The sequence below is a fragment of the Metallococcus carri genome, assembly GCF_011440275.1.
In the GTDB taxonomy this organism is placed as follows: Bacteria; Actinomycetota; Actinomycetes; order Actinomycetales; family Dermatophilaceae; genus Metallococcus; species Metallococcus carri.
This window is the reverse complement of the sequence record NZ_JAAOIV010000010.1, coordinates 156,667-178,876: the sequence shown is the minus strand read 5'-3', so window position 1 is coordinate 178,876 and position 22,210 is coordinate 156,667. Positions and strand designations below refer to the sequence as shown.

Sequence of the window (22,210 nt, the reverse complement as noted above, 5' to 3'; positions counted from 1 at the left end):
CGGACGCGCTCATTCGGCCATCGCCCGGTTCGTCTCGGTCTCTGCGGCCTCGAGCGCGGTCGCGATGTCGCTCTCGCCCAGCAGGATCTGCTGCGCCGCGCGATCGAGCGAGCTGCGCGCCGTCTCGCTGCCGGTGACCGCGGGGATGTAACCCACGTTCTCGAGGCTCTCTGCGAGCGCCCCCATCACTGGGTTCTCCTCCATGAACTGCACGAACTCGGGGGTCTGCTGCGCCTCGAGCGAGGCGGGAACCGATCCGTAGTCGATCGACGACTGGGCGGCGACCTCCGGGGTCATGGTGAGCCACTTGTAGTAGGTGTAGGCCACGAGGTTCTCCTCGGGCGTCGTGTCGAACACCATGCCGAAGCCGCCCCACGAGTTCACGTAGGGGGTGCCGCCCTCCTGCGGCACCGGCGCCACGCCCACCTCGAACTTGTCTCCGACGGCGTCGGCGACGAACTCGAATCCCGCGCTCGATCCGATGTACGAGTACACCGCCTCGGCGCCGAACGGGTTGGAGAAGTACTGGTCCTCGCCCACGAGCCGGTACACGCCGTCCTCGTACAGCGACTGCAGGTCCTCGAAGACCGCGGTGGTCGTGTCGGAGTTGATCGTCGAGGTCATCGACTCCGGATCGACGAGCGAGCCGCCGCGCTGCATCACCTGCAGCAGCACCCCGTCGACGACGGAGTCGAATCCGAACGCCGGCTTGCCGGTCTCCTCGGTGATGGCGCGGCTGTTCTCGGCGAGCTCGGTCCAGGTCTGCGGTACGTCCAGCCCGAGCTGGTCGTACATGGTCTTGTTGTAGAAGAGGACCTCGCCGGTGCGCGCCTGCGGGAAGAGGTAGAGGCGGTCGTCCCACTGCGACGCCTCCGCGTACACGCCGGGCATGATCTTGTCTTCGAAGTCGGGGATCCCGATCTCCTCGTCCTCGACGTAGGGCGTGAAGTCCACGAGGAAGCCGTCGTCGATGTACGACGACGCGATGTTCGGGTAGCCGCTGATCATGTTCGGGCCCGTGCCGTTGCGGACGGCCTGCTGCACCTTCGAGTCGAAGTCGGTGAGCGGCTGCGCCTGCGCCTCGATCCGCATGTTCTCGTGCTCGGCGTTGAACTGCGCGATCTGCGCCTCGAGCGCCTCTTGGTGGTGCCCGGTGAGGGTGTGCCACATGGTGACGGTCGTCTCCTCCGTCACCTCGGTGACGAGCTCCGCGCCGTCGTCGCCGGTCTCATCGGCGGGGCCGGCACCGCAGGCCGTCAGGGTCAGGACCAGTGCAAGTGCACCGGTGAGAAGGACAGGCTTCCTCGGCATGGCTGCGACTCCAGGTTCATCTCGTGAGGTGCCCGCGCGGCGCAGGTCGCGAGATCGCGTGAGCCGGCTCCGGGCGCAGGTGGGCTTGCGAGATAGACCGTAAGTTGTCTAGATGAATCGAGCGCGGCGTTGGGCTGAACGTCCTCTGAACGTCCCGCCGGCCCGTCCTCCCGTGTGGGTCGTGCGCGGCTACCGGTCGCGCGTCGGGCGGTCGAGGTAGTTGACCGTGTACGCCACCCGATCCCCGCGCATGCGCCGCACGACGTAGTACACGGGTGAGCCGTGCTCGTCGTGCGAGACGCCGTCGCGGATGAGCAGCGGCGCACCGACGGTCACTCCCAGCTGGGAGGCGATGGCCGGATCGGCGGCATCGGCCCGGAATCGCCGCCACGAGTAGTACGCGGTGACGTCGAACTCCGACTGCAGCCGCATCCCCATCGTCTCGCCGTCGTCCCAGCCGTCGGCGATCCCCGGGAACCGGTCGCCGTCGATCCAGTAGTCGCACACGGCGTAGAGAGTCTCGTCGGACTCGAGCAGCGTCGCGATCCGGAAGAGCCGCGAGGCAGGCACCGACAGCAGCGCGGCGGCCTGCGCATCGGCGTCCGGGGTGACCGACAGCAGCCGCTCGTGCACGTGGCCGACGGCGGGGTGAGCGGTCGCGCGCAGGCTCCCGTGGTCGACATCGTCGTCCGACGCCATCGACACCTCGAGCAGCGGCACGGGGTTGGCGACGTACGTGCCGCTGCCCTGCCGGGTGTCGACGAGCCCGATGATGCGCAGCTGCGTGATCGCCTGACGGACGGTGAGCCGATTGACGTCGAACTCCGCGGCGAGCGCCGCCTCGGTGGGGATGCGCTCGCCCGGAACCCACTCTCCGCCCTGTATCCGATCCCTCAGCGCCTCGGCGACCTGCCGGTAGCGGTACGCCGGCTCGCGGGAATCGGGCATCGTGCTCCTCCGTCTGCGGATCGATCGGTTCCGGAGCGCGCAATGGGGGAGCCCCGCTTCGGCAGGCGCGTCTCGCGCGCGCGCCGGTCGAAGCTTCCACGGTGTCCGCTCGCTTTGTCAAGCGTGGGGGATCGGGATCGCGACCGGCGCCGGCGTCCGGGGCCGGTCGATCCGGTGTCCGTGGCCTTCCGTAGGCTCGACGCGTGACCTTGAGGTGTCCCATGAGCACCGGGAACATCGGCGCATCGCCCGCTTGCCCGGGCCCGACGAGCACGACCAGCGGCAGCCCGCGGCCGTCGACGAGGTGATGGATCTTCGTACTCAATCCGCCGCGGGACCGGCCGATCGCATGGTCAGACGGTTCCTCGCGCAGATTCTTGTAACTCGATAGAGCCCCCCGTGTCGCGGGGAGGTTCGTGGCGTGCTGATGCGCACGGTTGATGGTCGAGTCGACGCTGACTGCCCAGTCGATCTCGCCAGCTGCGTCCGCGTCGGCGAGGATCTCCGCGTAGATCCGATCCCAGGTGCCGTCGCCGCTGAAGCGGCGGTGTCGCTTCCATACTGTCTGCCACGGTCCGAACTCCGCCGGCAGATCCCGCCACGGCGACCCCGTCCGGAACCGCCACACGATCCCCTCCAGCACCCGCCGATGCTCCTGGAACGGCCGACCACCCTTCGCCGAGGCCGCCGGCATCAACGGCTCGATCCGAGCCCAAGCAGCATCCGAAAGAGTACGAGTACGCGGCACCCAACCAGCCTGCCCTCAACCGCCACCCAAAGTTAGGAGACACGCCCTAGTTCGCTCGAACAGTTCCTTCTGGCTGACTACTCGCACATTGATGAGCGAATGGTCGAGCGCCGTTTGAGTCCCGGATGCGAGCTGCCACGTTGCTGTGTCCTCGGCACTGCTCAAGGACTCAACGAAGGAGCTGGTGATGGTGGCATCGCGGAACACCTCTTCTTGATAGCGTGCCGACTCCTGATGGACTGATTCAGGAAGGTTCGTGTCTCCGCCATAGAGCGCTCGAAGCCCTTGGATAATCGTGCTCTTACCCGAACCGCGACTGCCGATGACGACCGTGATGCGTGGATCGAACTCAACCTCGAGCGTACTGCTGGAAGTTGACAGTCCTTCCAGCCGGATGGACCTTACATACGCATGTTTGACGCCGTCGGGGTCACCCGCCAGGCGTGTGTCCCAATCGCAGAATATCCGTGCCTCGTGATCGAGGAGTGCCTGGCGCAGGGAGGCCAGGTCTGGCTTATGCATACGGACCCACGTGTGACGCTCAAGTTGCTCGGGCGAGTATGCGTCTGAGGTGGAGACGTACGCCATCCGATGGACCGCCGGGAAGTTGTCGAGCTCACGGGCACGGAACTTCGAGTTGAATCCGCTTTCGCTCTTGCCGTTCGGTGCACCAACGTCAACTGCCTCCAGTCGATCGTGGTGAAGGCAACGCCACTTGATCGAACTTTCTTTGATCGAGTCACCGCTTGCAACACCGTTCTCCGTGAGGATGTGAGGCGCGATCGCGAGAGTGTCCTCAGGCAAGCTGTCAAGAATGTCAATCATCGACCTATGACTCGGCAGATGCTGCCCTTGGTCGTTGAAGGCTGGGTGATCCTTCGAGAAGTCGGCCGCTTTCATCCACTCATTGGTGAGTTGCTGGATGTCGGCATCAGGGTCTCCGAGTAGAAGAAGGTGAACTCCATCCGAGCCCGTGCCGGTGCTCAGCTCCATACCCGGGAACATGACCAGGCCTGCGGTACGAGCTGCTGTCCGCACTTCCTCCAACATCGCCGTCGAGTTGTGATCCGTGACTGCAAAGACCTCGATGCCCGCTTCCTTGATGAGAGCGACGTAGCTCGCTGCCGCCGTTGCCCTCCCCTCGGGTGTGAGGAGGTCCGCTCCGGGGAGCTTGAACCCACCCATTGGGCTGGCGACCTGGAAGTCGGTGCGGTACCACCGGGAGTCACCCGATGGTAGATCAACGGGTGCTTCTGCCATTGCCGGCCTCGCTCTCTGGCGGTGCTCGGCTGGGCGGATCGCCTAGATCGTCATGGAGTCATGTCACCAACAATCATGGCCTGCGCCTCCACCTCCCAGGAACTCGACACGCCAGGACCGCTGACGGCCGGCGTTCCAGCGAGGATGTCCTTGAGGGTTGTCCCAAAACGGCCGCGTAGCGGCGTCAGATAGTCCATGTGGTATTCGCTGCAATCCCCCTTACATTTTCTCGCAGTAATGCTCGCCTGATCTGGGACTCACGCGACACCGCTATGCATGAAGGTCGGATGGGCCTCGATAGCGAAGTTCGACGACATTGGCAGGGCTGGCCCCGGCGACTGTGAGCAAGCCGCGCCGATTCGGATTGAGCGGTTCCTCAAGCAGACCGGCCCGTCGACCGTCAGCGGCCTGGAGAATGGTCTCCCCGTTCGCAAGGGACACAGCCCGATACGGCGTCCCACTACTCGGCTGATGATCGGGGAGCCAGGCCACTGCGGCATCCTCGATCGTGTTGATCCAGGTCCTCTCCGGCGCAGCAGTGCTACGGCCGATGAAACCGACCCAGAGATCGTAAGATGACACAGTCGGCCAGTGCGAGTCGCCTGCGCGTCGCCGGACCTCCTCCGAGTTCATCCACTGGTGAAGCTCCGACACGGTCGTGAAGGCGCCATCTCCGGCAGTGACCGCGGCGAGAGCACCGGCTCGGGAAGAGAATCCGGCCTGCATGAGCAGCGCGGCCGAACGGTTCAGCGTCCCTGTTTCTAGCGCCGCAACTGCGAGTCCGTGCTGGTCGGTGAGGAGCGCCCAAAGATCGCCGAGAGGCTCTTCGTGGGCGGTCGCTCGGACCCGGACCGCTTCCAGCGCCCATGGCAGCCTGTACGCCAGCGAGTCCTCAATGAACTCCAGCGTGTCCGTGACCTCCTCCCCCGCTATCTGCGAGGGGTCCTCGCCGCGAAGCCAACCAGCGAGGACGCCTTCCCAATGTGGAGGAAGAGCGCGGGGCGCGAAGGGGTGAATGCCGAATGCGATCCTGGCGAAGCTCGTTAGGGCATCGATTGCGGCATCGGGGTCGCCGATTCGGATGTCCTCGTCTGCGTCGCGCAGATACTGCTCCAAGATGCTGGCGTGCTCATCGAGTTGGCGTCCGGTCTCGAGACCGACCCCCGCAAGGAAGTACCCTCGGCGCTGGGCCGCAGTTGACTGGCTCCAGAGGAAGCGCGCACGCGCGGTCAGACCGGCTCGAAGCGCTGTCTGAACGGGCTCCTGCCGTCGAACCAAGCTCCTAGCCCAAAGGGACGAGGCGAGCACGTCATCGAGAGCCCCCTCGACTCCGTCCTCCGCAACCGCGGAATCGTTGAGCAGACTGAGGAGGGCGTTGTCGAGGCTAGCGAGCTGCGAGCGCCACGCAGTTCGGGAACGCTCAGCTTCCTCCTCGCTCTCGGCTACAACTTCTGGGTAATCCCACGCCGCTGTACCGGCGACGTATTCCAGCAGCGCGTCCAGGTTCCGGAGACCGTGCTTAGCCTGCATCCGGGCGAACAGGTTCACCACCAGTTGCAGTAGGCCGCTTTCCATGTCGCGCAGAGCCGTGTCCTCGACCAGCTGCCTCCAATTCCGCCTCCCTCGGGACACATCCTTGAAGATTGGGTGGACGACGAGGCCGACGGAGTCCACGAACGCTCGGCCGGCTCTGCCGACGATGTTGCGAAACTCAGACGCCTTGATCAGTTCCCGGTTGCGCCAGAGGCTGTGCATTACGAGCGCACTGGCCGAGAGGTTGAGTCCCTGGGTGAGGGTCGGTGAAGAGACCGTAACCTTCAGCGCTCCTCGCTGTAGCAGCCTTTCAACCTCTCGTCGGTAGGGTGCGGGCAGCGATCCGTGATGAATCGCTACACCGAGTCTCAGACAGGCGAGGATCGGGTGATCTCGGCCGAACCATTCCTCTCCGATCGTGATGGCGGAGGCGAGGTCGCCCGGATCTCCTTCGAAGACACTCCCGAGTGCTCCGCGGGCATGAAGGTCGACGATGACTTTGGCAAAGGCGTTCACCGATGACTTGAGTGGGCAGAAGATCAGGACGGTCTGCCCCTCGTCGACGAGCCGCCAGGCGGTAGCCAGCGTCAGCTCCTGCGGATCCTTGGGGAAGGGCGTCGTCCTGCGACCGATCGGTGGAACGAAGGGTTCGAGGAACCGGGGCACGAAGGGCTCCTCGTCTCCCACGATGATGCTCAGGCGGGCTCGATCGCCTTGCCAAATCACTTCGCCATAGCGAAGTTTCGTCGGCCGCCACGAGCTCGCGATGAGACCGTCGGGTTGGTCATCGGTGAGCCAGTTGACGAAGTCCTCGACTTCGTCTCCGTCTGGCAGGATCGCCGAGAGGCAGATTATACGTCTGGTGGCCGCATCCTCACGGCGCAGCAGTCGTTGTACCTGAACTTCGTATCGGACCTCACGTTCATCCGCCCCGATCATGTGCCCCTCGTCGAGGACGACAAGCCCTACGTCGTCGAGGAGTGTTGGGTCGTTGCGCAGGGCGAAGTCGAGCTTCTCGGGAGTGGCGACGACGATGTCCCTCTCTCGCAGCAAATCCTCGTCGGCGCTGCTGGCCCCGATCGCGCCGTAGAGGGATGTGACGGTCTTCCCCAGAGGGGTGAAGGTGCGTTGCAGGGCCGTTTCGGTCTGGGCTGACAGCGCCCGCAATGGGGTTACGAACACAACCCGCCGGCCCTCGGCTAGGCACGCGAGGATGCAAAGTTCGGCAATCCGGGTCTTGCCGGCGCTCGTCGGGAGAGACAACACCAGGTTCTCGCTGGTGTTCAGTACCCGCTCTGCGGCGGCGAGCTGCGACGGCCATAGGTCGATCTCCGAGCGTCGCCTCCGGAAGAGGGATGCGATGAACGTCGCACGCAGCCGTGCCCAGTCGCCGCCATCACCGTCGATGGGACTGTCCGGGAGCAGGCGATGGAAACTGGCCTCCCAGAGGCCGCGGAGTAGGTGAATCGCAAGTCGATGGCACCACCACTGCGGAACCATGTTCAGTTCGCTGGCGGCTCCTAGACCGACCTGCAGTGTACTGAGGGCCTCATCCAGCAGCGCTTGCTCGCCCCGCTCGAACGCAAGCAGCGCCATGCTGATCGCACCGACGAACGCGTCCGTCAGTGCGAGGTCGACGACGTCGATAACATCGGTGTCGCCGCTGTCAGCGTCCTGGTCCTCATCGCTCGTGGGCTCGAAGAGCCCGCGCAACGTCTCAACCAGGTTGGCGTCTGCTGCCACGTCCTCCTCGCGGTGGCTCAGGATGAGCGCGTCCAGGGTGTCGAGTTCTCTGCGGATGATGTGGATGAGGGATCGCTCGCCAATCGTGACTTCACCGGAATCGAGCGCTGTCTGAAGCAGCGAGTATGCCCGCGCGGAGTAACTGCCGAGGTGGTAGGCGGCTGCGGCGACGACACGGTGGAAGCCCCGTTCGCGCGAGTTAGGTCCTCTGGCGACGACTGATTCGATGGCTGTGGCTGCGCCCTCGAAGGCGCGTTGGGCGAGGCTTCGCGACCCATTCGCCTCCACGAGACGTAGCCCCAGGCCCAGGAGCGAATAGCCGTAGGAGAGAAGGTCGTAGCTGAGCAGCTGATCGAACGCGGGCGAGCCCTCGGGCAGGACGCCGTCACGCCATATCATCGACCGGGCTTCGCCGCGCGCGAGAAGCTGTTCGCGAAAGCCGGGGGTGGTCGCCTCCTCGATCGCGGCCTCAATGTTCTCAACTGTCTCGGGCATTGGCGATCGCTTTCGAGTACACGTTCGCGATGAACGCTTGATGCTCTGAGACCTGCAGGCCGACGGCGAGGCGCTTTACGCCGCCTCGATATGCGGTCGTGTTTGTCCGAAGGAGGTTGCGTGGGTCGTTGCCCGTGAAGGTGAAGAGCAGTTGCACCACCTGCCGTTGGCTGATCCCTGTAGTCAGTTGAGCGTCGTCGACAAGGTTCGCCAATGCATGCTCGCCGAGTTCGTGAAGTCGGTCAGCGACGAAGCTGAGAGCGTGAGGCGATGGGCGTCCTCGATCGCGTCTGAGCGCAAGGTCCGCGTCTATGACCGTCGCCGTTCCGAGCGTCGCACGGCTCTTGGCTTCGCCCTTCAGCAATTCGAGCGATCCGTTGGTGGCCGCGCGCACCCCAACCAGGTCATCGCCACGCATCGACATCTCGCGGTGGTCCTTCCACCGCAGGCGTTCTACGACTCGAAACCCCAGCTCAAGCGCCGCGTACTGCGCTCCGAGAATCTCTCCGAGGTCGCCTGAGCGGGTGCGCTTGCTTGTAGGGAGCTTCCCTTCCAGGTATTCGGCCGCAGCAGGCTTCCCCAGATCGGCGAGGATCGCGGCGACGCGGTCCGGACCCGTGTACTGGTTCGGGATCTGTGACGCAGCCCAGTCGACCCCCGACCCGATGGTCGCCGGCGGGGCAACCATGTGCACCATCGCGTGCCGCCTCAGCGGCTCGCGCGTGGAAGTCGTCCACGAAGAAAGCGGTGCCATCCCTCAATCGTGGCAGAAGCTCAGCTACTGAACTCAAACCATCCCATTGCCTCCGAAGCAAAGCGGCGCTCCGCGAAGGGGACAACTAGATCCTGAACCCGCCGGGTTAGGAACTGTTTGACTCTAGGTAGGCGAGGACGCTGCGCATCGCGAGGATCGCCTGTGTGGCGTCGGGTTGCTCGACCCGCGTGTCGCCCTCATGGACGGCGATATGGCGCTTCCCGTACAGCGCATCACCCGCAGCCGCGACGTCAGCAGGAGCATCAGCAAGCCGGCGCTTCACATCCGACCCACGTCCGCCGCACGCCGTCTCCACAGCAAGTCGCGCGGCGAGCACGGCCTCGCGGTAGCGGCCCGTGTCGAAGTGCGTCTGTGCGGTACGTGCGTGCGCCTCGGGCGCTGACTCATCCGCGAGCTCACGGAACGCGTCCCTATATGCGGTGTCGGGTGTCGGGCCAAGCAGATAAGTGAGCTCGGCGCCGTCGTTGAAGAGCAACACGTCGTAGGAGTCCGTGGCCGCACCTCCGGAAACCAGCACGTAGTCGTCAAAGCCGTCCTTCTGGTAGATGTTCGGCATGTGCTTGTCGGCACCTGTGAACTGCGGACTGCTGAGGAATGTGAGCAAGTGGTCCTGGTTCTTGCCGTACATCTCAATCTTCCGGCCCGTGACCTTCTGGCGAAGACGTAGACCAAGGCCTTCGTCATCGAAGGGGTACTCCTCGATGTAGGCCCACACGGATGTCGGAGGAGATGCGACGTCCGCCTTCACGATGTGAACCTTCACCGAGAAGCCCTCGAACGCCACAGCGATCTCTTGAGCGCCCTGTTTCACGATCGGCGCGGAGATAGCGATGTACTCTGTGCGACTCCGCGGCTCAACGAGCCCGCCTCCATGCGCGTAGCAGTCGTGCAACAGGTTCGACAGCGGAGCGAATGACCTGAGCATCTGGTTATCAGTCAGAACTCGCACGAGCCGTTTGGTCGACTTCTCGCGAAGACGGAGGTCAGGCGCGCCGACCGCATTCTCGAACCGCTCGACGTAGCACTTGACGATGCCGGAACTCTGGGCACTACGAGCAGTCACGCTCGCTGCCCGAGCATCTCGCCGGGTCTTCGAGCTTGATCGGCTCATCCCCAGTCCTCCGTCTCACGGCTGCCGAATCCCATCACCGTTGGGCGACGTCGTTGCCTTTCCGGAGAGCCGTCATCTGGCGCGCTACTCCTCGACCTCGGCGACACCAGTCCAGCCCTATTCGGGTGAAGGATCGGTGACAAGCTTCAATGTCGGCCTGGGATCGTCGATACCCAGGACTTCGCGCACACGTGCCGGGTGCCATCGCAGCTCGCGGGCGAGGTCTATCTGCGCGAAGCCGATTTGATCGGCAAGCCGGGCAGCCTCGGCCAACATCGACGGCACCTCTCCCGGATATGCGTTCACCGGCTCAGGGGCGTCCAGTGAGGAGCTGCGCAGCTGGTTCAGCTTCTGGTAACCGCGACGGATCGAAGCGTCGGAGACCGTACCGGTCTCTTTCATCCGTAGCAGCAGCGAGTCCACCGACACACCCCAATGCCGCGAGAGCTCATCGAGCCGGGAGAGGTTCACCGTCCGCGGCAGCAGGTTCACAATCTGGGAACGTGGAGTCAGGAGCTCAGCAGCGAACTGATCGGCTTCTCGCTCCTGCTGCTGATCGCCCGGTACTGCTTCTCCGTGCAGCAGCAGATGACCCAACTCGTGGGCAACCGTGAACCGGTAGACGAACACCGACTTTGCACGTTCGGGCGTCACCACGATGACCGGGCGAGCCAAGCGAGACGTCGAGAACGCGCCCACCCGGGCGACATCGGCGTTCGCCAACGTCAGCAGGCTCACGACGATCCCGTGCGATTCCGTCAGCGCGACTAGGTGCTTGACCGGCTTCACGCCCAGACCCCAATGTTCGCGAAGCGCCTGCGCTGCGGAAACCGGATCTGCTTGCTGCCGATCCACCACCGGCAAGTCGACATTGGGGAACCGGACCTTCTTCTCCAGCGCGAAGGTGAGCTCCCACACCTGCTCGATGAAAGCGATCGCCTTGGACCGATCCCGGGCCGTGGTCGAGCGCAGGCTCCGGAAATGCGCCTCCGAGCCGTCGACCCGGCCGATCGGTCGCCCCGTGGCGAAGTAGTCCACCGGAACATCGAGCTCGCGCGCGAGCACCGGCAATACATCGCGACGCGGTGTTACCACTCGCGACTCGTACTGGCCAATCGCCGCAGGCGTAACCCCAACTAGCTCGGCAAGCCTCGCCTTCGACAAGCCAGCCGCGAAACGCGCCTGAGTCAGACGGGCCGGATCGAACGCATCCGCGACGGCATCGAGATCGGGACGGTCGGTTACTCCGAGCAGAGAGAAGAGGGTGTCACGGTCGTCCATCAGCCTCTCCGTCCACCTCGTCGCCCTTCACCCCCAGATCCGGGCGCGGGATCGGCCCGTCGAAGAACGACTCGTCCGTCAGGTCCACATCCACCAGGGAGCCCGCGCCTACTTCGAGCAGAGATTCCATCGACGCGAAGGTGAGGTAGCCATCGCTCCCCAGCGTCGCCTCACCCCAGTCGACGCTGTAGAGCGCGAACGGGTTGCTCGCATACGGCACGACAACCACGCGGGAGTGGGTTGACAGCGCCTCCTCGAGCGCCTTGCTCTCGGCGTCGAGCAGCTCCCGCTCTTCCTCGGTCAACTCGGGGTGCTCGAACTCGATGTCCAGACGCTGCTGGGTCGATTCGCGCTGCTCACCGAACAGGGAGACCCGAGTGTCCGAGACGGCGAACGGGCGCGAGCCGATGTCCGTGGACCGCTCCCGCGCGAACCGCCACGGGAACAGGATCACACCGTTGAATGCGACCAGCTTGTATCCCCGGCGCGGAACGATCTCGGCCGAGGGCAGGCGCCCGAGCACCGTCACGAACTCGTCCAAACACTTCCGCCAGATCTGGCCATACACGCCGGTGTGCTTCATATCAGCCTCGGCCTGCGCGTTCACCATCTTCTCGTGGCAGTCGCGGATGATGGCAGAGATCTGCTCTCGCACCAGCACGCCGTCGGCTCCCAGCGTCCGCAGCGCCCACGCGCGCCCCTCGTCGATCGCCATGGTGGGCTCCCTTCATTCGGATACCCCAAACATAGCACATCGCTTTAGTTTTCGACGCCAAACGATCACGCGGAGCTGTCGCGTTTTGCGACGCGGGGTTTATTGGGGTCAGAGATGCCACGTGGTATTGCCGCTGCCGGTGCCACCGCTGACGACGAAGGCCACCCGAGCGCCGACGATGCGGCGCAGCAGGTCTGCGGTGGCTGCGTCGAGGGCACCGGCCCGGGCGAGTTCGGCCAGGCTGAACCGCTCGACCTGCGGGACGCGCAAGGAGATGTGCGCACCGCCCTCGACCAGCGGCGGCAACACCGCGTGCAGACGCACGCCCCCGGGCAGCAGCCCGTCGACGCATGGTGTCGCATCGTCCAGGCGGCGCCCGGCCACCTGCGCCAGGCGCACCGCGAGCCGGCGCGCCTCATCGACACCCATCGTCACGTCGGCCGGCTCGAGCCCTCCCCCTCGGTCGACCCACACGCCCGCGCCACCATTGACGAGCACATCGGTCACCTCTCCCGAGTCGATCAGCGGCTGCAACGGGCCGGCGCCGAGCACCGCCGCGCTGAACTCCTGCCGCAGGCGAGCCACACCGCCTGCTCCGAGCACACCGGCCTGGCCCTCGACCACGCCCTGCACCCGGTCCGGTGTCGGCATCTCGCCCGCCCGGATGTGTTGCCACATCGACCCCGCCAGCCCGGTCACGCCGCCTGCCTTCCGGCACCGTCGAGCAGGTCGAGCAGACCGTCCGCGGCGCGGCCGAGCCGTGAGCGGCGGCCGTCACCGGGGATCCGCCCCCGCTGCACCGACCGCCAATCGGCGCGGCGCACCACGACCTCCTCGAAGACCGCGAGCTCCTCCTCCCACTCCGGATCGGCGTCACCGGCCGTCGGCACGGTGAGCAGCACCGCACCCGGGGCGGCCGCGCCGGCGGCATACGCCGCAGTGAGCTCGGGAACCCGGTCGGAGGTGACGATCGCGACCGGATCGTCGGGGGCGCGCAGCGGAGTCAGCCACGACGGATCGCCCGCGCGCACCACGACCACGGCCGGGCGACCACGCACCGCAGCCAGCACCTCACCCGCGAGCGGCGGCTCGATCGGCGCCGGCAGGCCGCGCGGATGCGACAGCACGGCCACGCCGCCGGCGGCCGGGAGCCGGGACACCAGCGCGTCGCCGTCGAGCGCGCCCTCGGCCCCGACGAACGCGTCCCACCGCACGCCCGGCAGGTGCTCCAGGCCGAGCCAGACATCCAGCGGTCCCTGCCACGCGGCGAGGTCGACGGCGACGACGGCATCACCCCGGGCTGCGGCGCGGCCGACGACGGCGGCGGTGACGAGCGCCGCTTCGGCGGCACCGACGACGAACAGGATCGGATCGGTCATGCCCTCCATCGCACGCCGTGGGGCACCCAGGTCGCCAGCGTGCCGACGCCGCCTGTGGAGGACCGGACCTTCGGTCATCGGGGGCCTGTGGACAAACCGGGCACAAGCCGAAGGCCCCGCTGGGGGGACAGCGGGGCCTTCTGCGCTACGGGCTCCAGGGGGGGGTTGGGAGCCGTGGCGCCGCGCTCTACCCCCGAGGGGGAGCGGCGATGTCACAAGTTTCGGGGGCCCGCTGCCCGTGTGTAAACACGGATCGCCGAATCCATACCTTCTTCTTACTTTGGCATGCCAATCCGGCTCTGGCGGAGGGCCCGGACACAGACGAGGACACAGACGAGGGCACCTCGGCGGACCGAGGTGCCCTCTCGCCGCAACACCTGGCTGGTGACCATGCGTGCATCCTCATGGTTGTCGCCGAACGACAAGCGTCCGGACGAACCGTCCACTCTGTGAACTGCCCTCGCGTGGGTGCCTGCTGGTTGTTGCGGTGGTTCGTGCCGGGTGCGAAACCCGTGGCTACAGGTCTACTCCTTCGAGCCGCCGCCCACAAGACCCTGACCCGACAGTCGCCCCGCCAGGACCGCGTCGGCGATGGCGGTCCCCTCGGCGGCACCGGCGGCATACCCGCCGGCGCAGTGCAGGATCCACTGCCGCACGCCCTCTCCTCCGCCGAGGTGATAGCCCGCGAGCGAGCCGAGGTATGCCGGACCCGCTCGTTCGTGCCCGACCTCGGGCACGGCGACGCCGGTCGGGTCGAGGCCGCCGCCCCACAACAGCGCACGCTCCGCGGCGCGCGCGACGAGCAGGTTGCCGCGCACGAACGGGCGCACCGTGGCCAGTTCGGCGTGCACGACCGCGGCGACCAGCGCGACCGGCTGGTCGGCGGCGGCGTGGATCAGGTCGATGACCTGCTGCAGGCGCTGGCCGGCTTCGACGGCGTCGGGAGGCGCACCGAGTTCGGCGAGTTCGGGCGAACGCTCACCGACCAGACGCGGGCGGCCGACGGTCGCGGGGTCGTCGTCCGCGGCGCTGGCGGCGACATGCAGGCGGGCGAGTGCCTGGGCCGGAGCGGACCGGAAGGTCGCCTGCACGGCTTCGGTCTCCGCAGTCACCCGGATCGCGGCCGCGACCGCGCGGTCGACCGGATCGTCAGCGTCCACCGGCTGCCCGAACCGCTGCCGCACCAGGTCGAGCGGCAGCGTGGCACCCTCGAGGGCGGCGCTCGCCCGCGCGCCGCGCACCCTCGACTCGGCGGCGGCCTCGGCGGTGCGGCGGCGCAGCGCGGCATGCCACCGCAACTGCGTGCAGGCCTGCCGGGCTTCCTCCACGGCGTCCTCCACCTGGGGCAGGCGGCGCAGGGCGGCGACGGCGTTCACGATCTGGGACATCGCCGTCAATCTAGACCGCTCGTCCGACCAGACCGACCGCCTGTCCCGTCCGGTGATTGCGCATCACACACCTGACAGGATGGAGTGAGCCAGAACACATCTCGACGCGCGCGATGGAGGTCGCCATGACGCCCAGCAACGAGGCACTCGCCAACCTGCTCACGGAGGACCGGGACTTCCCGCCAGACCCCGCCTTCACCGAGCAGGCCAATGGCACGCAGGAGTTGTTCGCCGAGGCCGACGCCGACCGGGACGCCTTCTGGGCCAAGCAGGCCCGCGAGCGCATCACCTGGAGCAAGGACTTCGACACCGTCCTCGACTGGAGCAACGCGCCCTTCGCCCAATGGTTCGTCGGTGGCGAGCTCAACGCGGCATACAACTGCGTGGACCGGCACGTCGAGGCGGGCAACGGCGACCGGGTCGCGATCCATTTCGTCGGCGAGCCGGGCGACACCCGCGATATCACGTATGCCGAGCTGCTCACCGAGGTCAAGAAGGCCGCCAATGTGCTCACGTCGTTGGGGGTGAACAAGGGCGACCGGGTGGCGATCTATATGCCGATGCTGCCCGAAACCATCGTGGCGATGCTGGCCTGCGCCCGGATCGGCGCGCCGCACTCGGTGATCTTCGGTGGCTTCTCCTCCGACGCGATCCGCTCGCGCGTGGCCGACGCCGACGCGCGCGTCGTCATCACCGCCGACGGCCAGAACCGCCGCGGCAAGCCGGCGCCGCTCAAGGCCGCGGTCGACGAGGCCGTCACTGGCGACTCACCCGTTGAGCATGTTCTCGTCGTCAAGCGCACCGGCCAGGACGTCGCGTGGGATGACCAGCGGGACATCTGGTGGGACGAGGCGCTGAGCAAGGCCGACGCCGAGCACGAGGCCGTGCCGGTCGACTCCGAGCACCCGCTGTTCATCCTCTACACCTCCGGCACGACCGGGAAGCCGAAGGGCATCCTGCACACGACGGGCGGCTATCTCACCCAGGCGGCCTACACCAACTCCGTCGTGCACGACCTGCACCCGGAGTCCGATGTCTACTGGTGCACCGCCGACGTCGGCTGGGTCACCGGCCACTCCTACATCGTCTACGGGCCGATGGCCAATGGTGCGACCCAGGTGATGTACGAAGGCACGCCCGACACCCCGGACCAGGGCCGCTGGTGGGACATCGTGCAGAAGTACAAGGTGTCGATCCTCTACACCGCGCCGACGGCGATCCGCACCTACATGAAGTGGGGCAAGGAGATCCCGGAGAAATACGACCTCACCAGCCTGCGCCTGCTCGGCAGTGTCGGTGAGCCGATCAACCCCGAGGCCTGGGTCTGGTATCGCGAGGTCATCGGCGGCGGCAAGACCCCGGTGGTCGACACCTGGTGGCAGACCGAGACCGGCGCGATCATGATCTCGGCGCTGCCGGGCGTGACGACGCTCAAGCCGGGGTCGGCCCAGGCCGCCATACCGGGCATCTCGGTGAAGGTCGTCGACGACGCGGGTCAGCCGGTGCAGAAGGGTCAGGGCGGTTACCTGATCATCGACCAGCCGTGGCCGTCGATGCTGCGCGGCATCTGGGGCGATGACGAGCGGTACAAGGAGACCTACTGGTCGCGCTGGCCGGACATCTACTTCGCCGGTGACGGCGCCAAGCTCGATGACGACGGCAACATCTGGGTGCTCGGCCGCGTCGACGACGTGATGAACGTCAGCGGTCACCGGTTGTCGACCACCGAGATCGAGTCGTCGCTGGTGTCGCACCCGAAGGTTGCCGAGGCCGCGGTCGTTGGCGCCACCGATGAGACGACCGGTCAGGCCGTGTGTGCCTTCGTCATCCTGCGCGGCGACGCCCAGCAGGAGGACGGCGAAGACTTGGTCACCGAGCTGCGCAACCACGTGGCCAAGCAGATCAGCCCGATCGCCAAGCCGCGCCAGGTGATGATCGTCGCCGAGCTGCCGAAGACGCGCTCGGGCAAGATCATGCGCCGCTTGCTGCGCGATGTCGCCGAGCACCGCGAGGTCGGCGATGTCACCACGCTCGCCGACTCCTCGGTGATGGACCTGATCCAGCAGGGCATGGACGACGACAAGAAGTAGCGCTCGACGTCGGCGGGTCGGGTGGCTTCGGCCGCCCGGCCCGCCGAAGTTTTCACCGCCCGTATGCCGGGTCGCCGCCCGGCGCGTCCGCGTCAACCAGCGGCCGCGACACGCCGAAGCAACGCCCCTGCCCGGCGCGTCGGCGTCAACCAGCGGCCGCGACACGCCGAAGCAACGCCTCTCCCCGGCGCGTCAGCGTCAACCAGCGGCCGCGACGCGCCGAAACAACGCCTCTCCCCGGCGCGTCATCGTCACCCAGCGGCCGCGACACGCCGGGCACTGCCAAAACCAGGCCGCAACGCCTGACGCCTCAGCCGATCCGAGCCCGGCGTCAGCACCACCGGCCCGTTTCACGCCGCAACCCCTGACACCTCAGCCGATCCGCGCCCAGCGTCAGCACCACCGGCCCGTTTCACGCCGCAACCCCTGACACCCATGCCCATCCGCGCCCAGCGTCAGCACTCCAAGCACCTGCTCACCTGGCCCAAGGGCCGGCATACTGGAGGGCGGTGTTGGCGACCACCAACACTGCCCACGTGATCGCGTATCTCGTTGGCAACAGGAGGAATCCGGCCAGCACACTCCCCCCAAGCACCAGCACCTTCACGGCAACGGCTGCCGCCGGCAGGTCGAAGGTCGCCTTCGGCGCGGCGAACGACCCCCACAGCGTGATCGCCGCGCCGACGACCAGCACCACCCATATCAATCGCAGCGGCAGGCTGGGTCCGCGCTGCCACGCCCAGGTGCCGAGCAGACCGATCGCGAGCACCTCGACGAAGAAGGCGCCGACGTCGTTGGCAGTCATCTGCGTCAGGCCGCCTGCCGAGTGATCCGGAAGACCGGGTGCGCCGGGATGATCGCTTCGAGCTCGGCGTCGGTCGAACGCGCGGTCACTCCCTCGGGGAAGAAGCGCCCGACCTCCCAGGCCCACTTGCGCAGGTAGTGCCGCATCACCGGCACCGCGTCCACACCGCACACCTCGGTGATGTCGTATGGCGTCCGCGTGCGTCCGAGACGCATTGCCACCTCACCGTGGTGGCGAGCGTTGCGGACCCACTGCGTCTGACCACGGGGTGCGACGAGATAGGTGCAGCCGTCCACCGTCACCGGGTTGACCGGCGTGCTGAACTCCTTGCCGCTGACGCGGCCCCGCACCACCAGCTCCTGCGCTCCGAACGCGCTGATCCCCATGTGGGACAACGACTTCACCAATGTGTTCATGATCCGGGTCACCCGGTCGATCGCGATGCTCATCCCAAGCCTTTCAAAAAGTGAGAGCGGTGCTCTCTCTTTACTCAGTTGACCATGCACACCTCAGCAAATCAAGAGCAGTGCTCTCACTTGTGAGCGTCGCTCTGGTCTACTGGGTTCCATGCCCACCCCGCGCCAGGTCGCCCACGCCGAGGCCCACGCACGCATCCTCGAAGCAGGACGACGCCAGCTCGCCGAGCACGGCGCCGACGGGCTGTCGCTGCGAGCCGTCGCCCGCGACGTCGGGATGGTCTCCTCTGCCGTCTACCGCTATGTCGCCAGTCGCGACGACCTGCTGACCGCGCTCATCATCGAGGCGTATGACGCCGTCGGCTCCGCGGTCGAGACCGCCGCCGCAGCGCGGACCACGCCTGGTCGCCGCTTCGTCCGCGCGGCGCACGCCATCCGCGACTGGGGTCGAGACCACCCGCACGAATATGCGCTGCTCTACGGCACACCAGTCCCCGGATACGAGGCCCCGGAGTCGACGATCGCGCCCGCGGCACGCGTGCCGGCCACCCTCGCCACCCTGGTCGCGGCCGCGGAGGCGGCCGGCACGCTCGACCCGCCGGCTCCGAGCCGAATCCCGCGCGACCTGGCCGGCCAACTCCGCTCGACGGTCGGTCAACTCGGGCTGAATCTCTCGCCGGCGGCGATGCTCGCCCTGCTCCACGGCTGGTCGGCGATCTACGGGTTCGTGAGCTTCGAGCTCACCGGGCAGCTCAAGGGCACCTTCGACCCGGCGGACGCGGCAGCGGCATACGAGTTCGGCGCGATCGCCCGCACGGTCGGCTTCACCGACGCCTGAGACGATCGTGTTGACTCACGGCAACGAGACGATTCGGCCGGGGCCCGCCGGAGTCGATAGGATCGAGACTGGTGAGCCGGGAAGTCTGGTCGGCATGTCCCATTCCCGACCCCCTCTGCCCGAGGAGGCCACATGCGCTCGCCCGCCCCCCGCCTTTTCAGCCGCTCCGACTGGCCCGAAGTCCAGCGCGTCACCGCGTTGCTGCGCCAAGAGACCGTCGGTGGCGCACTGCTGCTGCTCGCCACCGTGCTCGCTCTCATCTGGGCGAACTCCCCCTGGCGCGACGGTTACGACGACCTCGCCAACCTGCACTTCGGCATCGCCTCGCTCGGCCTCGACCTGTCGGTCTCACACTGGGCCAGCGACGGCCTGCTTGCGATCTTCTTCTTCGTCGTCGGCCTCGAACTCAAACACGAATTCCTGCACGGCGACCTGCGCGATCCGGCCAAGGCCACCGTGCCCGTGGTCGCCGCCGTCGCCGGCGTCGCTCTTCCCGCCCTGCTGTATGCCGGAACGCAGCTCGCCTTGGGCGGTCAACTCAAGGGCTGGGCGATCCCCACGGCGACCGACATCGCGTTCGCGCTCGCCGTGCTCGCGGTGATCGGCACCCACCTGCCCTCGGCCCTGCGATCGTTCCTGCTGACGCTCGCCGTGGTCGACGACCTGATCGCCATCACGATCATCGCGATCTTCTACAGCGAGGGCATCGACCTGCGGTTGCTGGGTCTGGCGGTGGTGGGCCTGGTGGTCTTCCGGCTGATGGCCAAGACCCGGCGTATCCCGCCGATCCTGCTCATCGTGCCGGGCCTGGTCACCTGGGCGCTGGTGCTGAACTCCGGCGTGCACGCCACCATCGCCGGTGTCGCGCTGGGTCTGCTGGTGCCCTCCCGCAAACGCGAGGGCGAGACCGAGGGGCTGGCCGACCGGATCGAGCACCGCGTGCGCCCGCTGTCGGCCGGTGTCGCCGTGCCGGTCTTCGCCTTCTTCGCCGCGGGCGTCACCGTGGTCGGCGGCGGCTTCGGCGACACCGTGAAGGACCCGGTGACCATCGGCATCGTCGTCGGCCTGGTGCTGGGCAAGCTCGTCGGCATCTTCGCCGGCACCTATCTCACCGCGCGGTTCACCCGCGCCGAGCTGGACGACGACCTCGCCTGGATGGACGTCGTGGGCATCGCTCTGCTCGCCGGCATCGGGTTCACCGTGTCGTTGCTGATCGGCGAACTCGCCTTCGGTGAGGGCAGCGTCACCGACGACCACGTCAAGGTCGGCGTGCTCGCCGCCTCACTCGTCGCGGCGGTCCTGGCGGCCGTCGTGCTGCGCACGCGCAATGCGGCATACCGCCGGATCGAGGAGACCGAGACCCGTGACGACGACCACGACGGCATCCCAGATTGCTATCAGGCCACTCGCGCCCCCGGTGGCTCGCTAAGGTAGCGGGCGAACCGCGGCGCTTCGGCGCCGTCACGACGGACCGTTAAGGAGTGCACATGGCCCGCGATAACGAGCGCACGCTCGGCCAACTCGTCGCCGACGCATCGGGTGACCTTTCCTCGATCGTCAAGGGCGAGATCCAGCTCGCGAAGCTCGAGATCCAGGCTGACGTCGCCAAGGGCGGCAAGGGGGCCGGGCTGCTGGCCGGCGCCGGGCTCTTCGGCCTCTTCGCCCTCGGGTTCTTCCTCACCACCGCCGCGTGGGGACTCGTCGCCGCGGGTCTGCCGACCTGGCTGGGCTTCCTGATCGTCGCCGTCGTGCTGCTGATCATCACCATCGTGCTGGCCCTGCTCGGCAAGAGCGCGCTCAGCAAGGTGCGCGGCAAGCCCGAGCGCACGATCGCCAACGCCCAGAAGACCGTCTCGGCGCTCAAGCCGCCGAAGGCCAGCTGAGCCAACGCTTCCAACACCCGGGCGAGTGCCACCGCGGCACTCACCCGGGTGTTGTCGTCAGCGCAGGAAGCGATCGGGCACCTGACGTCGGTCGTCGGTGTCCCAGGGGCGCTCGTAACCCGACAGGTGCAGCAGCGCGTCGAGCACGATCGCGGTGAACCCCCACACGTAGAGCCCGTCGATCTCGAAGGCCGGCGCGGCGAACCCACGCCGCGGATGGGTCGCGGTGAACCGATGCGCCGGATCGGCCAAGGCGGCCAGCGACACCCGCTCGACCCGCGCCACCTCGGCCGGGTCGCGCACACCGAGCGGGTGCGGGTCCGGCCACCAGGCCGCCACCGGCACCACGCGAAAACCGGTGACACTCAACGGAATCGCCGGCAGCGTGCCGATGACCTCGACGGCCGAGCGCTCCAGCCCGGTCTCCTCCCACGCCTCGCGCAGCGCGGTGTCGGCGTCGTCGGCGTCCCCCGCGTCGACCGTGCCGCCCGGGAAGGACACCTGCCCGGCATGCTGGCGCAGGGTCGCCGACCGCTCGGTCAACACGACATCCTCGCCACCGCCGGTGTGCGGACCGAAGAGCAACAGCACCGCCGAATGCCGCCCCTCGATCGGCCCGAAACCAGCGAAGAAGCCACCCTCGCGGGCGGCATGAGCGGGCAGGTCGGCGAGCCACCCCGGGACCGGGGCAGCCGTCATACGGCGTCCTCGCGCAGCCGGGCGAGCTCGTCCTCGCGACCGGGCGCGAGCTCGAATTTCAGCAGCTTGCGCGCCGTGGTCTCGTCGGTCTCGCCGTCGCCGTATGACGGACACCAGCGCGCGACGGGGCAGGCTCCGCAGGCAGGGCGCTTGGCGTGGCAGATGCGCCGGCCGTGGAAGATCAGCACATGGCTGAGCATCGTCCAATCCTTGCGCGGGAACATCGACCCGATGGCCGCCTCGATCTTGACCGGGTCGGTCTCGGTGGTCCAGCCGAGCCGGCGCACCAGCCGGGCGAAGTGGGTGTCGACGGTCAGGCCGGGGATGTCAAAAGCGTTGCCCAACACCACATTCGCGGTCTTGCGACCCACCCCGGGCAGCGTCACCAGGTCGGTCAAGCGGGGCGGGACCTGGCCGTCATACCGCTCCACCAGCGCGGCGCCGAGTTGCTGCACCGAGTTCGCCTTGGCCCGGAAGAAGCCGGTCGGTCGCAGCAGATTTTCCAGCTCCGTGCGGTCCGCTCCGGCGAGCGCCGCCGCGTCGGGATAGCGGGCGAAGAGCACCGGCGTCACCTTGTTGACCCCGACGTCGGTGGTCTGGGCCGACAGGATCGTCGCGACGAGCAGTTGCAGCGGCGTCTCGAAGTCGAGTTCGCAATGCGCGTAGGGGTAGAAATCGAGCAGAGTCCGGTAGGTGCGGCGAGCCCGGCGAGTGCGCGCCACCGGGGTCTCCGTCGCCAGGTCGAGACGCTTCACGCCGGCCACGATAGGCGAGGTGGCCGACATCACGTTG

20 protein-coding genes and 1 pseudogene are annotated in these 22,210 nt (G+C 67.3%); 4 read left to right on the top strand and 17 right to left on the bottom strand.

Features of this window, described 5'->3' with window-relative positions:
* Positions 1 to 9: 9 nt before the first annotated feature.
* The 13 genes and pseudogenes from G9U51_RS13855 to G9U51_RS13795 form a co-directional block, all read right to left on the bottom strand.
* The gene (locus tag G9U51_RS13855; protein WP_166197507.1) at positions 10 to 1,311 is read right to left on the bottom strand and encodes an extracellular solute-binding protein; all 1,302 of its coding nucleotides are present in this window, start codon (positions 1,309 to 1,311) and stop codon (positions 10 to 12) included.
* Between the two features lie 189 nt (positions 1,312 to 1,500).
* A complete protein-coding gene (locus tag G9U51_RS13850; protein WP_166197506.1) occupies positions 1,501 to 2,259 on the bottom strand; it encodes a GntR family transcriptional regulator in 759 nt (252 codons plus the stop codon).
* Between the two features lie 199 nt (positions 2,260 to 2,458).
* A pseudogene (locus tag G9U51_RS13845) lies at positions 2,459 to 3,007 on the bottom strand (IS5 family transposase); the annotation flags it as partial.
* A 15-nt stretch (positions 3,008 to 3,022) separates the two neighbouring features.
* Positions 3,023 to 4,267 carry an AAA family ATPase gene (locus tag G9U51_RS13840; protein WP_166197505.1) on the bottom strand — a complete coding sequence of 415 codons (1,245 nt, stop codon included), beginning with the start codon at positions 4,265 to 4,267 and terminating at the stop codon, positions 3,023 to 3,025.
* Positions 4,268 to 4,317: 50 nt separating this feature from the next.
* A complete protein-coding gene (locus G9U51_RS13835; RefSeq protein ID WP_157127926.1) occupies positions 4,318 to 4,464 on the bottom strand; it encodes a hypothetical protein in 147 nt (48 codons plus the stop codon).
* Between the two features lie 73 nt (positions 4,465 to 4,537).
* Positions 4,538 to 8,038: a DEAD/DEAH box helicase gene (locus G9U51_RS13830; protein WP_076690472.1), complete on the bottom strand. Its 3,501-nt coding sequence runs from the start codon at positions 8,036 to 8,038 to the stop codon at positions 4,538 to 4,540.
* Positions 8,022 to 8,792: a Hachiman antiphage defense system protein HamA gene (locus tag G9U51_RS13825; RefSeq protein ID WP_076690471.1), complete on the bottom strand. Its 771-nt coding sequence runs from the start codon at positions 8,790 to 8,792 to the stop codon at positions 8,022 to 8,024. Before G9U51_RS13825 ends, G9U51_RS13830 begins: the two co-directional genes overlap by 17 nt.
* A gap of 106 nt (positions 8,793 to 8,898) precedes the next feature.
* Entirely contained in the window at positions 8,899 to 9,876 is a 978-nt protein-coding gene (locus tag G9U51_RS13820; protein ID WP_076690470.1) for a hypothetical protein, read from the bottom strand.
* Positions 9,877 to 10,041: 165 nt separating this feature from the next.
* A complete protein-coding gene (locus tag G9U51_RS13815; protein ID WP_076690469.1) occupies positions 10,042 to 11,205 on the bottom strand; it encodes a helix-turn-helix domain-containing protein in 1,164 nt (387 codons plus the stop codon).
* On the bottom strand, positions 11,192 to 11,920 hold the full coding sequence (locus G9U51_RS13810) for a hypothetical protein (protein WP_076690468.1): 729 nt from the start codon (positions 11,918 to 11,920) through the stop codon (positions 11,192 to 11,194). Before G9U51_RS13810 ends, G9U51_RS13815 begins: the two co-directional genes overlap by 14 nt.
* Positions 11,921 to 12,028: 108 nt before the next feature.
* Positions 12,029 to 12,619, bottom strand: a complete 591-nt coding sequence (locus tag G9U51_RS13805) for an ATPase, T2SS/T4P/T4SS family (RefSeq protein WP_328823478.1) — start codon at positions 12,617 to 12,619, stop codon at positions 12,029 to 12,031.
* Positions 12,616 to 13,299 carry a hypothetical protein gene (locus G9U51_RS13800; protein WP_166197504.1) on the bottom strand — a complete coding sequence of 228 codons (684 nt, stop codon included), beginning with the start codon at positions 13,297 to 13,299 and terminating at the stop codon, positions 12,616 to 12,618. Before G9U51_RS13800 ends, G9U51_RS13805 begins: the two co-directional genes overlap by 4 nt.
* Before the next feature lie 524 nt (positions 13,300 to 13,823).
* A complete protein-coding gene (locus tag G9U51_RS13795; RefSeq protein WP_166197503.1) occupies positions 13,824 to 14,687 on the bottom strand; it encodes a Fic family protein in 864 nt (287 codons plus the stop codon).
* A 125-nt stretch (positions 14,688 to 14,812) separates the two neighbouring features.
* Here G9U51_RS13795 and acs point away from each other — a divergent pair, with 125 nt between their 5' ends.
* Positions 14,813 to 16,777, top strand: a complete 1,965-nt coding sequence (acs, locus tag G9U51_RS13790; RefSeq protein WP_166197502.1) for an acetate--CoA ligase — start codon at positions 14,813 to 14,815, stop codon at positions 16,775 to 16,777.
* Between the two features lie 475 nt (positions 16,778 to 17,252).
* Here acs and G9U51_RS13785 read toward each other — a convergent pair whose 3' ends face one another.
* Together G9U51_RS13785 and G9U51_RS13780 are read right to left on the bottom strand one after the other, a co-directional pair.
* Entirely contained in the window at positions 17,253 to 17,582 is a 330-nt protein-coding gene (locus G9U51_RS13785; RefSeq protein WP_166197501.1) for a DUF2568 domain-containing protein, read from the bottom strand.
* 5 nt (positions 17,583 to 17,587) lie between these two features.
* Positions 17,588 to 18,031, bottom strand: a complete 444-nt coding sequence (locus G9U51_RS13780) for a PNPOx family protein (protein ID WP_166197500.1) — start codon at positions 18,029 to 18,031, stop codon at positions 17,588 to 17,590.
* 118 nt (positions 18,032 to 18,149) lie between these two features.
* Between G9U51_RS13780 and G9U51_RS13775 the strand changes: the two genes are divergently transcribed.
* The 3 genes from G9U51_RS13775 (at position 18,150) to G9U51_RS13765 (ending at position 20,719) form a co-directional block, all read left to right on the top strand.
* Positions 18,150 to 18,836 carry a TetR/AcrR family transcriptional regulator gene (locus tag G9U51_RS13775; protein ID WP_166197499.1) on the top strand — a complete coding sequence of 229 codons (687 nt, stop codon included), beginning with the start codon at positions 18,150 to 18,152 and terminating at the stop codon, positions 18,834 to 18,836.
* A gap of 132 nt (positions 18,837 to 18,968) precedes the next feature.
* Positions 18,969 to 20,270, top strand: a complete 1,302-nt coding sequence (gene nhaA, locus G9U51_RS13770; protein ID WP_166197498.1) for a Na+/H+ antiporter NhaA — start codon at positions 18,969 to 18,971, stop codon at positions 20,268 to 20,270.
* Positions 20,271 to 20,323: 53 nt separating this feature from the next.
* Positions 20,324 to 20,719: a phage holin family protein gene (locus G9U51_RS13765; protein WP_166197497.1), complete on the top strand. Its 396-nt coding sequence runs from the start codon at positions 20,324 to 20,326 to the stop codon at positions 20,717 to 20,719.
* A gap of 57 nt (positions 20,720 to 20,776) precedes the next feature.
* On the opposite strand, the gene G9U51_RS13760 is transcribed toward G9U51_RS13765, so the two are convergent.
* Positions 20,777 to 21,418: an NUDIX hydrolase gene (locus G9U51_RS13760; protein ID WP_166197496.1), complete on the bottom strand. Its 642-nt coding sequence runs from the start codon at positions 21,416 to 21,418 to the stop codon at positions 20,777 to 20,779.
* Positions 21,415 to 22,203, bottom strand: coding sequence for an endonuclease III (gene nth, locus G9U51_RS13755; RefSeq protein WP_166197495.1), 789 nt, complete (start codon positions 22,201 to 22,203; stop codon positions 21,415 to 21,417). Before nth ends, G9U51_RS13760 begins: the two co-directional genes overlap by 4 nt.
* Positions 22,204 to 22,210: the final 7 nt, after the last annotated feature.